Source organism: Acinetobacter lwoffii (assembly GCF_024129715.1).
GTDB lineage: Bacteria > Pseudomonadota > Gammaproteobacteria > Pseudomonadales > Moraxellaceae > Acinetobacter > Acinetobacter lwoffii_U.
Map to the genome: position 1 here is coordinate 53,323 of NZ_JAMXXM010000010.1, position 11,964 is coordinate 65,286.

An 11,964-nucleotide genomic window follows, 5' to 3' on the forward strand; every position below is an offset into this window, starting at 1 on the left:
ATGTATATTTCTATAGGGATTCCATTTTTTAATGCTGAAAAATACTTAGAAGATGCGATTAAATCGGTTCTGGCCCAAACTTTTCAAAACTGGGAATTAATATTGGTAGATGATGGATCAACAGACCGGTCTTTAGAGATAGCTCGATCATTTGTTGATCCTCGAATCCGAATCATTTCTGACGGTTCTAATAGAAGATTACCTTATCGCTTAAATCAGATTATCAATGAAGCAGAATATGACCTTATTGCACGTATGGATGCTGATGATTTAATGGCAGTAGATCGGCTTGAAAAACAGATTAAAGTCTTAAATGAAAATCCAAAGATTGATTTAGTGGTAACCAGTTTATATTCTATTGGAAATAAAAATGAGATCTTAGGAAAAAGAATTTTTTCTAACCACCAGATGCAGCCAAAAGAAATTTTGCAAGGGTTGACAAATTTATTACATCCTTCACTTCTTGCACGTAAGACATGGTGTCAAAGAAATCCTTATCAGGAAAATAACTGCCTAGCTGAAGATTATGAATTATGGTTATCAGCAGCTATAAAAAATGATTTTAATTATGTGGTTATGCAAGAACCCTTATATTTTTATAGAGAAGTGGAAAATGTAAAAAAAGAAAAAATGATTCGTGGATATAATACTCAAATTGAAGTGATTAAAAAGTATTATAACAATGTCATATCTGATCTTGAAAAAAATAAGATTGTTCTAAAATTTGAAATAAAAAAAATGATTGTAGAAATATTAAGTTTTTTGAATTTAATGCAAATTTTAAATAAGCGTAGGATGACTACTGTTTCTGAAGACGATAAAAATTTTTATATGTCACAATTAGAACTTATAGGGCGATTAAAATAATGATAAATAAAAAAATTGCTATTATAGGTTCTACTGCTTATAACCTTTATAATTTTCGTAAAGATTTTATTTTTGCATGTTTAGAGCAGGGTCATCAGGTTTATGCTTTTGTCTCCGAGTATGATGATCAGTGGCTAGATATAATTAAAAATCTTGGAGCAACTCCTATTTCCTATCAACTTAGTCGTGGGGGATTGAACCCATTATCTGATCTATATTCTATTTTTCAGCTTATAAATAAAATAAAAGAAATTCAACCTGATATAGTCTTTTCATACTCAACTAAACCTATTATTTATGCTACTTTAGCTGCTTATAAGACGAATGTTCCCTATATTTATGGAATGATTGAAGGCTTGGGTTCACCTTTTACCATTCATAAGCATGGTCAAAGTTTAAAGACTAAATTCATACGCTTTGTACAAATTTCTTTATATCGGCTTGCATTTCCATATTTAGATAAAATTATTTTCTTAAATCGCGATGATCCTAAAGATCTAGTACATCGTTATAATCTTCCCCATAAAAATAATGCAATTGAAGTCTTAGGACCAATTGGTCTTAACTTACAAGAGTATGCCTATACGAAATGGGATACCGAGAAAAATTTATCTTTTATCTTTATTGCCAGGTTAATTGCTGAAAAGGGTATATTTGAATATTTAGAAGCCGCTCGAATAGTTAAAGAAAAATATCCTGATATAACATTTAAAATTATAGGTGGATTGGATCCTGAAAATCCAACTGGTTTAAAGCAGGCACAATTAGATCAATTGATAGAAACAGGAATTATAGAATACGCTGGTTTCGTTAAAGATGTGAATCAAAGAATACGTGAGAGTGCAGTTTTTGTATTACCTTCCTATTATCGTGAGGGCGTACCTCGCAGTACACAAGAAGCTATGGCTATTGGGCGTCCAGTGATTACTACTGATGTACCTGGCTGTAATGAAACTGTGGTAGATGGTGTTACAGGTTTCCTAATTTCTAAATGGGATGTAAACGCATTAGTAAAGAAAATGATTTATTTTATAGAGTATCCTGAACAAGTAAATAAAATGGGGTATCAAGGCTTTTTATATGCTAAAAAAAATTTTAATGCTGATCATATAAATCATAGATTATTACAAATATTAGGAATGAATTAGCTTAGAATTCATTTAATAATATTTTTATTCATAAAAATAATTTTGATTAAATTTAACTTAAAAATAATAAGTAGAGAATTTTTAACTTATATAGGAGATTGCAATGGGCGAAAATATAAGCTTTAAAATAAAAAAATATGAAGATTCAGATAAAATAATGTGGAATAAATTTTTGTTAAAATGTAAAAATTATCACTTTATATTTAATCGGGATTTCATGGAGTATCATTCTGATCGTTTCGAAGATTTCTCTTTAATATTTAAAAATGATGAAGATGAAGTTATGGCTTTATTACCTGGAAATATTAAAGATAATATTTTTTATAGTCATCAAGGTTTAACCTTTGGCGGGTTTTTATTTGATAGAGGGATACATGCTGCTGATATGCTTGAACTCTTTACTCAATTAAAGATTTTTTTTAAAGAAAAAAATATTGAAAAAATTATATATAAATGTATTCCGAGTATTTATCATAATTATCCAGCACAAGAAGACTTATATGCTTTATTTAGAAATCATGCCAACCTTTATCGTAGAGATATTAGCGTTTGTATTGATTTAGAGGAAGAATATTCATATTCAGAAAGTAAAAGAAGGTCAATTAAGAAGCTCAAAAAAAATGGTATTATTTGTGAAGAAGTAGATCAGCCTAGTATTGTTTGGGGTGTGCTTCGTGAAGTATTACGTGAGCATCATAACCAACAACCTGTCCATAATGAAATTGAAATAGATTTATTGAAAAGCAGATTTCCTAATAATATAAGAGCTTATAAGTGCTGTCTTGATGGTAATATTGTGGCAGCAGCAGTTACTTTTGAAACTGAGAGAGTGGTTCATATTCAGTATTTGGCGAGTAATGATAAGGGCAGAGAGGGAAAAGTATTAGATTATCTGATTGATTTTTTAATAAATAACAGTAAAAAATTTGCTAAAATATTTGATTTTGGTATTTCTAATGAAAATGAAGGGAAGTTTTTAAATAGGGGGTTGATTAATCAAAAAGAAAGATTTGGTGCTCGTGCGATTGTACATGATTTTTATACTATAGATTTTTGACATACTCGCCCATTTTCGACAAGCTCAAACCTGTTTTATGATCACGATCTTATTTTTCAGGGCTTGTGGTGGTGCGTCTTTAGATGTAATTAAGAAGTATATTCAAAGTCAGTAGGGTTAAAGCTTTGTGAAATTCACCTCCACCTTGACTGTCGGGGTGGAGTCCTCTTCCCTTACAGATAGAACTTTATTTTAAAAGCCCGTAACTACAGGATTTTTCAAACGTCATTATTGAGTGATTTAATTGAGTGATTTAGCTTGTAGCTATAATTTAGCTGAGCCAACTCCTCGTTCTTCTTCTATTCAAGCAAATAACTCACAAGCTTTAAATAAAATCTATTTTTATACAGATGTATGAAAGCATACAAACACCAGTCTAGGGATAATTGCTAATAGTAAAAATGACATATTTGATACAAATATTAAAAATATATGTTTTTCAGTTATATATAGAAATATTTTAGATACTTGTTGATGCTATACACTTGCTAAATCAGCCTCCTTACATTTTTGATGTAGTTAAAATATAGAGTCAATTGGTGAATTAAATCACAGTCTTCTTTGTTAAATCACATTTTGTCACATTTTTTTAGTGTGAGCTGTGTTGTATTTTATGAATTTTTATTTAAAAAAATTACCGCTACTTTTCTATATTTATTGAGGATATTTACTAGATACTATGAAGTGCTAATCATTCACGAAATAGCTTATTTTATTGATAGGAGAACAAAGATTTTATTGCAATATCAAATAAATTTTCATTTATAATATTTAAATTAAGGTTTTAATAAAAAAATACTAATATAAGATTATTTTTAGGTCGATAATTCCATCTAAGATATATTGCTACTTAAGAAATAAAACCCTTGATATGATTAATAAAAAATAGACATATCGAGGTGTTTATTAATGTATCTAAAAAAAGAAAAAGCTAAGATCAAAAATAATGAAGAAAATACTATTTTAATATATAAGCCTTTATCTGATAGAAAAAATACTATTATATTAAAAAAATATTCTAAAAATAAAGGAGAGTGTAAAAGTAAAATAATAAAATTTTCTTCAAAAAAAGATCAATTAGATAAAATGGGTAAAATAAAATCTAGACATTTTGTGCATAAAGATAATTGGATATCAAAAGAATCTTTCACGCCTCAAATTTATTTTTATTCTATTGCTGATTTAATGAGGAGTAAAGGAGAGGTATCTAAGCGGGTGCTTGATATAGTGATTGCATTCATGGCTTTGCTTATATTATTCCCGGTTTTTATTATTATCGCTTATAAAGTACGAAAAAATTTGGGTTCGCCTATTCTCTTTTATCAAGAACGACCGGGTAAAAATGGCAAATTATTCAGAATGATTAAATTTCGTTCTATGAGAAATGCACTAGATCAGGAAGGTAATCCTTTACCTGATAAATTTCGTATCACTGCATTTGGACAAAAGTTACGCTCTAGCAGTTTAGATGAAATGCCACAGCTGATTAATGTTTTGAAAGGAGAGATGAGTATTGTTGGACCGCGGCCTCAAATAAAAGAATTTCTTGAACATTATACTGATGAGCAAATGCGACGGCATGAAGTTAAACCTGGTATGACAGGGCTTGCTCAGGTAAGTGGACGCAATAATTTATCCTGGGAAGAAAAATTTGCATTAGATGTACAATATGTTGAACAGCACAATATGTGGTTAGATTTTAAAATCATGTTTAAAACAGCTCAAGTGATGTTGAGCCAAGAGGGAATTAATGCTCCTAATCAGGAAGTCGGTGCTGCGCGGTTTTCGGGAAAAAACATGCCTGAAACTCCTTTATTTACAAAAGAAGTAAAATAATGTGATAAAAAAATTGATTATTGCTGACGCTGGTTGAAGCATATATTTCCTAATTAATAATGATTGGGTTTCAAGGCGATATTGCACGTGAGGAATCAAATGATGTGTGCGGCTGTTCTGGATACAATGATATTCATTACTTAGAAAAATATAAAAAAGCTTCAAACAGATTTAAATTGAATGATTCCAAATCTGTTTGAAGCGCTATCTTTAGTGTGAAAGAGGACTCCACCCAACATTAGGGTGGAGGTGAATTTCACGACTTTTTTTGGTGTTTTTTCAGTGCAATATGATAGAATAATTTACATTAAGTTTCTGTATCTAAATAGATTTAAGGCGAAATGAAGATCAACAAAGCGTACAAATTTAGGCTTGAGCCTAATGCGGAACAAGAGCTTGTTTTAAACAAGTTGCTTGGCTCTGCACGTTTTGTTTGGAATCAAATTTTAGCTGTATCATTTGAGATGCTTGCTAAAAATGAGCGAATCAACAAAGTTAATTTAGTCAATAAAATTCCTGAATTACGAAAAAAACCTGAGTGTGCTTTTCTAGAAAACAGTTCAAATGGCGTTTCACTTCAACAAAAAGTGCGTGATCTTGGTGATGCTTGGGATAAATTCTTTAATCCAAAACAACAAGCCAAGTTAAAGCAAAAACCATTTAAAGCCAAAAAACCAAGATTCTTTAAATTGCCTGATGGTCGTGAAGTCCAACTTAGACCACTCATGCCACGATTCAAAAAGAAATCTAATGGCTATGATTCCATTCGTATTGTTCAATTCAATAGATACTGTTGGGTTAAAGGCAACCAAGTTAAGTTACCTAATGACATTGGCGTTGTGAAATTCAGAAAATCACAAAATATTGTGGGTGAGATTAAGAACGTCACAATCTCAAAGCATGTCGGGAAATGGTATGTGTCATTTGGTGCTGAAAACACAGTAGAAGCACCAGTCCACCCATCAAAATCAGCCGTTGGTGTTGATCTAGGTATTAAGAAGTTACTTACAACATCCAATGGTGATGTATTTAAACCAATCAATAGTTTTAAAGCCAATCAGGTAAAAATAGCCAAATTCCAACGCAAGTTGAGAAAGAAAACCAAGTTCAGCCAAAATTGGAAAAAGCTCAATTTAAAGATCAATAAATTACACCATCATATTGCCAATATTCGGCATGACTACTTGCATAAAGTCACTACAACGCTCAGCAAAAACCACGCAATGATCGTAGTTGAGGACTTAAAAGTAGCCAATATGTCGAAGTCAGCAAAAGGTACAATCGAGAACAAAGGAAAGAATGTGAAAGCCAAGTCAGGCTTGAACAAATCAATTCTTGATCAAGGTTGGTCAATGCTTGTCAAAATATTGGAGTATAAACAACAATGGCGAGGTGGTTTACTCGTTAAAGTTGACCCTAGATATACAAGTCAAACTTGTAGCTCATGCGGTCATGTAGCGAAAGAGAATAGACAAACTCAATCTAAATTTGAGTGTGTTGAATGTGGCTTTAGCGAGAATGCGGATATTAACGCTTCTCGCAACATTTTAGCGGCAGGACATGCCGTTTTGTCTGTGGAGGGTCGATGCGGTAAAGGTCGCCCTGTGAAGCAGAAAGCAAGTGAAATCCGTGAGGAAGTCACCTAAGAGCTTTTGCTTTTAGAATCCCCCACTTGAGGTAAAACGAAAGTGGGGGGAGTATGTCAAAGTGTTGATTATTCCCTTGATAGCAATTTTTTATCTGTGCTAGCTCAATCCTTGTCTTTTGAAGCTTTATAGGCATAGGCATAATTATAGCCATAGCCATAACCTGCACTGGAGCGCTGAATATCATTCAAGATCACGCCATTGACCTTGACGCCAGCCTGTTCAAAGCGATTGACTGTTAATTCCAGCTCTTTCATCTGAGTCTGTGCATAACGTGCAATCAACAAATTCACACCTGCATGTTGCGAGATGATAATCCCGTCAGTCACTGCAAGAATAGGTGAGGTATCAATCAGGATATGATCATATTGACTGGATAACTGAGTCAGCATTTCCCCAAATAATGGAGTACTGAGTAACTCGGACGGATTCACCGGGCTTTTACCCCGAGTCAATAGATCTAATCCTGGAATATCTGTGGCTTTGATCACTTCATTTAAAGTAGCCTGTTTATTTAAATACTCGGACAGACCCGGTTGAGGCGTCTGATTAAAGTATTTATGGATATAACCCCGACGTAAATCCGCATCAATCAAGAGTACACGTTTCTGGCTTTGTGCCAAAATTGCAGCTAGGTTGGTCGAGATAAAAGATTTACCCACTTCTGGTGCAGGACCAGAAATCATCACAATATTGTTCCGTGCATTGCTCAAGGCAAAGTGAATGGCAGTACGCATACTACGCAAACTCTCAATCGCAATATCATCACTGTTTTTAACCGCCAGGATAGGAATATATTTTTTCCTCTTGGCCAGCTTGATATAGCCATTTTGGACAGGCGAGCGAGGTACTGTTGCATATACCGGCAAATCTAGTTCATTTTCAATTTGACTGGAATCTTTAATGCCTGAACGTAGCATGTTGCGTAGCAGTGCCAGCAAGGTACCCAGGAAACCGCCCAAGAAGATGGATAAAATCAGGATTTGCAGTTTTTTCGGTTTGATCGGTTCTAGTGGTTCAACGGCAGTATCGACTACACGCACATTACCAATTTCACCAGCTTTGGCAATTCGTAGCTGCTGATAAGAGTTTAACAGTGCAGTATAGAGCTGCTGTTTCACTTCAACTTCACGGAACAGTTGTAAGTATCGGCGTTGCAGGTCTGGTAGCTGCTTTAAAGTACCTTCCAGCTCGTTAATTCTTTTGTTGATGGCAGCCAGTTGTGCATTCATCTGCTGCATCACCGGATGTTCATTGGTGTATTTGGCAGAAGCCTCAGCTACTTGTTGCTCTAGCTGTGCTTTTTGGGTTTCCAGGCTAATACTTTGGGTCAGATACAGTTCCGATTCTTTGGTGACATCGACCGTGTTGAATTGCTGACGGAAAGTATTGAATTCTCGCTCAGCTACATCCAGTTGCTGGCGCAATTCAGGTAACTGTTCATCCAGAAACTTAAGTGTTTGGGCCGTTTCTGCAGAACGACGTTCAATATTTTGCTGGCTATAGGCAGCCAGGATGGCATTCAGGACTTCAGTGATATGCTGTTTGTCAGTCCCCTGATAATTCAGGCCTAATACACCGGTCATTTTGCCTTTTTCTGCAACCGAGTAATTGGCAAGAATTGATTTTACCGCAGCGGGGAGGGATTGCTTTTGAACAAGATAAGGTGCATTGAACTGGTCCTGGCTATAAATGGCAACTTTCCACTGACCATGTTCAGACTGCAATTCACTAGGCTGATTTAATGGGGCAGAGAAGACCACCTGTTCTGTGGCCGGATCAGTTAAAGTGTATTTACCTTGCTGAAAGTCTAGACGTAAATTTTTGTCATGGAAATAAGCCGGTACTTCAAACTGACGGATATCAAAGGATTTACCATTGTCCTTAAACAAAACAGATGATTTACTGTATTCGGTCTGATAGTCATGCGGTGATAACAAGCGGTCGGTAAAGCTGTTTTCAGTGCCAGCGATGCGTAGATCGAGGTTTAAGGCTTTAATGGCCGAACCCAGCACCAGACGCGATTTCAGCAGTTCTATTTCTGCCTGAGCGGGTTGCTTTTGCTCGATCATACTGGACAAATCACCCAATAAGGCAGCAGAAGCTCCTTTATTCTCTTCGACCTGTACCAACGCATCGACTGAATAGGTATCCGGGGTGACTCTTAAATACAACAATGCGCAGATCACGCTTAAGATGACACACAGTGCAATCAGCTTCCACTGGGCAATGAGTGAAAAAAATAATTCTTTTAAGTCTATTGTATCTTCAGTATTGCTATTTTGGCTCATAATCTTGATTTCAAATTTAAATATATTTTTTCCAGTCAGCAATACAACTCTGTATTAGCTGGCAGGTATCATCAAATACAGCTTGGTCATGCTGATAAGGGTCAGCGATATTCTTGCCTTGCCAGTGCCCCAAACGGAAGGTTTTACCTTTGGCAAAAGGCCAGGTCTGTTCCAGATGTTTTTGCTGGTTTTGACTCATCACCAGAACCAGATCGGCCTGTTTAATCATCTCGGCATTCAGCTTTCGAGCCACATGCGGGCTCATATCAATGCTCAAACTTTGCATGCACAGACTGGCTTTTTCATCCGCTGCATGTCCTACCATGCCCGCAATACCGGCAGATTCAATCTGTAAGTGCGGATACTGCTGTTTCAAAAAGTATTCCGCCATAGGACTACGGCAGATATTACCAATACAGACCACCAAAATACGTTTAATCTGCATTACTGCCCCAAGCGATCCAGGTTATAAAGTGCATTCGAGAACGGAATGACCTGGTTCACGACACGTTGCCAGCGTGCCAGACCTGAAGCATCGACGTAGACAATGTCATTGCTGCGCATCTGAAACTGGTTGGCCAGGCCAAAGTCGGCAATACTGCTCAGATCCATCTGATAAACTTCGGTATGCACAGCATTTGGCTGGCTGCGTACGATATAAATTTTGCTGCGGCTGGCAGAGAGTGGATTTAGACCCAAACTTTCACCTAATACATCACTTAAACTCATCCCCTGATCGCGCAGTGGCAAGGACTGGTTTTTACCAGATTCACCCATAACATAAATTTTCTGATTTTCGCGATTGTTAACATATAAAGTGTCATTTGGCTGGATCAGCAAGTTATGCAGTGAAAAACCTGCTTTTTCCAGTTCTACCGTATTCAGGGTATAGGTCTGTCCCTGACGAACCAAGGTAATGGAAGCATTATTGCCCTGTTGTGCATTGACACCACCGGCCATGCCTAAGGCAGTGTAGATACTCACCGGCTGATCGCTTAAATAAAACTGACCGCCTTTCATCACATTGCCCTGAACGGAGTAGCGCTGACCCTGATAGGACAGTACCCGCACAATCACATCAGGCGTTTTTAAATAACGGGACAGTTGACTGCGTAACTCACGATTGACTTGGGTCAGGGATTTGCCCGCAGCCTTATAGCGGCCAATAATTGGAAACTGGATATAGCCCTGTGAGTCAATCTGATAACCGTTAGCCTGGGCAGACTGGTCACTGCTAATAGTGCTACTTGGCGGGGTCATTTCCGGATAAGCCCACAAATAAATAGACAGGATGTCGCCCGGACTCAGACTGTAGCTATGATGTGGGGTGCTAAACAAATGGGCATAGTCTTGTTGAATGTTCTGCACAGCCGGCTGAACGGCAAGCATAGAGTCTTGGGTGAGTTTAATCACATTGACTGAAGTGCCAAGTTCGGTTTGATAAACACCTTCTGCTGGTAGGTCATAAGTTTGCAGACCAGAGGTAACTGCACAACCGGTCAAAGTAAGACCACAAGTCAGTAAAAAAGCCAGTTGAATTTGTCGCACATGAAATCCCGTTTTTAATATTTAATTCGTTAAATCCGCCATATTCTACCTGAGAAGTCTGATTCTTTTATAACAAAATGTATCTAGTTTTAACTGAAAAGTGAATCAAGAGAAAAAAGCCGATTTTCTTTCCAAGATCGTTCTGGAAAGTATTCCCCCCATAACGTTAGCGGAATATTTCCTCATTTTTTTGTTTTTTGGTGTTAAATCACAACGGAAATTTCATGTTTTTCTGCTAGTATGCCTGCCGAAAGATTCAATCTTCATAAGTACAGTAAATAAGGCGTTGAAATGCTCTCTATTGCAGATTTAAAAATTGCGGTGATTGGTTTGGGCTATGTGGGCTTGCCACTGGCGGTAGAATTTGGGAAAAAAGTACCAGTCGTCGGTTTTGATATCTACCAAAAACGAATTGATGAACTTAAAAGTGGCCAAGACCATACTCTCGAAGTTTCTCCAGAAGAACTTAAACAGGCAAATCAGCTCAGTTATTCAGCAAATTTAGAAGATTTAAAAAGCTGTAACTTTTTTATTGTCACTGTACCTACCCCGATTGATGAATTTAAACAGCCAGATTTAACGCCTCTGGTTAAGGCTTCGACCAGCATTGGTCAGGTACTTAAAAAAGGCGATGTAGTGGTCTACGAGTCTACGGTATATCCTGGGGCAACTGAAGATACCTGTATTCCGGTTCTGGAACAAGTGTCAGGCCTGAAGTTTAACCAAGACTTTTTTGCTGGCTATAGTCCAGAGCGAATTAACCCAGGCGATAAATTGCACCGCGTGACCAATATTCTGAAAATTACCTCAGGTTCTACGCCTGAAGTCGCTGAATTTGTTGATCAGGTGTATAATCTGGTGATTGAGGCAGGTACGCATAAAGCTACTAGTATTAAAGTCGCTGAAGCGGCAAAAGTGATTGAAAACACCCAGCGTGATGTCAATATTGCCTTAATTAATGAATTAGCGGTTATTTTTAATAAAATGGGAATTGATACCGAGGCAGTATTACAGGCTGCCGGTACAAAATGGAATTTCCTACCATTCCGTCCAGGTTTAGTGGGTGGGCACTGCATTGGTGTAGACCCGTACTATTTAACTCATAAAGCGCAATCTTTAGGACTGCACCCGGAAATCATTTTAGCGGCACGTCGTCTAAACGATCGAATGGGAGAATATGTTGCAACCCAACTTATTAAAGAAATGGTGAAAAAACGTATCCAAGTTGTAGGTTCAAAAATTTTAGTGATGGGTTTGAGTTTTAAAGAAAACTGTCCTGATATACGTAATACCAAAATTGTAGATATGGTTAAAGCTTTAAAAGAATATGAGCTCGATTTAGATATTTATGATCCATGGGTAGAATCAAAAGATGTGGAGTTCGAGTATGGATTAGCTCCAATTAGTACATTAAAGAATAATGAATATGATGCTATTATTTTAGCTGTTACCCATGAGCAATTTAAAGTAATGGGTGCGAAAACTATTCGTGCGCTTGGTAAAGTCAACCACGTGCTTTATGATCTCAAATATCTTTTAGGCATTGATGATTCGGATATAAGATTGTAATT

At 36.4% G+C, this 11,964-nt stretch carries 9 protein-coding genes; 6 read left to right on the top strand and 3 right to left on the bottom strand.

Annotated elements, in window-relative coordinates; all coding sequences use genetic code 11:
• The 5 genes from NI462_RS08505 to NI462_RS08525 all read left to right on the top strand — a co-directional run bounded on the left by NI462_RS08505 (position 1) and on the right by NI462_RS08525 (position 6,554).
• Positions 1 to 867 carry a glycosyltransferase family 2 protein gene (locus NI462_RS08505; protein ID WP_253160082.1) on the top strand — a complete coding sequence of 289 codons (867 nt, stop codon included), beginning with the start codon at positions 1 to 3 and terminating at the stop codon, positions 865 to 867.
• Complete coding sequence (locus tag NI462_RS08510; RefSeq protein WP_253160084.1) at positions 867 to 2,015, top strand: glycosyltransferase family 4 protein; 1,149 nt, start codon at positions 867 to 869, stop codon at positions 2,013 to 2,015. The genes NI462_RS08505 and NI462_RS08510 overlap by 1 nt, the downstream gene beginning before the upstream one ends.
• Before the next feature lie 103 nt (positions 2,016 to 2,118).
• Positions 2,119 to 3,072, top strand: coding sequence for a GNAT family N-acetyltransferase (locus NI462_RS08515; RefSeq protein ID WP_253160086.1), 954 nt, complete (start codon positions 2,119 to 2,121; stop codon positions 3,070 to 3,072).
• A gap of 1,185 nt (positions 3,073 to 4,257) precedes the next feature.
• The gene (locus NI462_RS08520) at positions 4,258 to 4,908 is read left to right on the top strand and encodes a sugar transferase (RefSeq protein ID WP_253160152.1); all 651 of its coding nucleotides are present in this window, start codon (positions 4,258 to 4,260) and stop codon (positions 4,906 to 4,908) included.
• Positions 4,909 to 5,249: 341 nt separating this feature from the next.
• Complete coding sequence (locus NI462_RS08525) at positions 5,250 to 6,554, top strand: RNA-guided endonuclease InsQ/TnpB family protein (protein ID WP_253160088.1); 1,305 nt, start codon at positions 5,250 to 5,252, stop codon at positions 6,552 to 6,554.
• A 104-nt stretch (positions 6,555 to 6,658) separates the two neighbouring features.
• Here the strand turns inward: NI462_RS08525 and NI462_RS08530 are convergent, their stop codons facing one another.
• From NI462_RS08530 to NI462_RS08540, 3 genes are read right to left on the bottom strand one after another with little or no spacing between them, the layout of a single operon-like run.
• Positions 6,659 to 8,845 carry a polysaccharide biosynthesis tyrosine autokinase gene (locus tag NI462_RS08530; RefSeq protein ID WP_253160090.1) on the bottom strand — a complete coding sequence of 729 codons (2,187 nt, stop codon included), beginning with the start codon at positions 8,843 to 8,845 and terminating at the stop codon, positions 6,659 to 6,661.
• 16 nt (positions 8,846 to 8,861) lie between these two features.
• Complete coding sequence (locus NI462_RS08535; protein WP_253160092.1) at positions 8,862 to 9,290, bottom strand: low molecular weight protein-tyrosine-phosphatase; 429 nt, start codon at positions 9,288 to 9,290, stop codon at positions 8,862 to 8,864.
• On the bottom strand, positions 9,290 to 10,393 hold the full coding sequence (locus NI462_RS08540; protein WP_253160094.1) for a polysaccharide biosynthesis/export family protein: 1,104 nt from the start codon (positions 10,391 to 10,393) through the stop codon (positions 9,290 to 9,292). The genes NI462_RS08535 and NI462_RS08540 overlap by 1 nt, the downstream gene beginning before the upstream one ends.
• 291 nt (positions 10,394 to 10,684) lie before the next feature.
• Between NI462_RS08540 and tviB the strand changes: the two genes are divergently transcribed.
• Positions 10,685 to 11,962, top strand: coding sequence for a Vi polysaccharide biosynthesis UDP-N-acetylglucosamine C-6 dehydrogenase TviB (gene tviB, locus NI462_RS08545; protein WP_253160097.1), 1,278 nt, complete (start codon positions 10,685 to 10,687; stop codon positions 11,960 to 11,962).
• The last annotated feature ends 2 nt before the right edge of the window (positions 11,963 to 11,964 follow it).

Excerpts from the sequence above, each read along its gene's own strand:
- NI462_RS08510 (WP_253160084.1), top strand. The coding sequence starts at position 867 with ATGATAAATAAAAAAATTGCTATTATAGGTTCTACTGCTTATAACCTT.
- NI462_RS08530 (WP_253160090.1), bottom strand. The coding sequence starts at position 8,845 with ATGAGCCAAAATAGCAATACTGAAGATACAATAGACTTAAAAGAATTA.
- tviB (WP_253160097.1), top strand. The coding sequence starts at position 10,685 with ATGCTCTCTATTGCAGATTTAAAAATTGCGGTGATTGGTTTGGGCTAT.
- NI462_RS08535 (WP_253160092.1), bottom strand. The coding sequence starts at position 9,290 with ATGCAGATTAAACGTATTTTGGTGGTCTGTATTGGTAATATCTGCCGT.
- NI462_RS08515 (WP_253160086.1), top strand. The coding sequence starts at position 2,119 with ATGGGCGAAAATATAAGCTTTAAAATAAAAAAATATGAAGATTCAGAT.
- NI462_RS08520 (WP_253160152.1), top strand. The coding sequence starts at position 4,258 with ATGAGGAGTAAAGGAGAGGTATCTAAGCGGGTGCTTGATATAGTGATT.
- NI462_RS08525 (WP_253160088.1), top strand. The coding sequence starts at position 5,250 with ATGAAGATCAACAAAGCGTACAAATTTAGGCTTGAGCCTAATGCGGAA.
- NI462_RS08505 (WP_253160082.1), top strand. The coding sequence starts at position 1 with ATGTATATTTCTATAGGGATTCCATTTTTTAATGCTGAAAAATACTTA.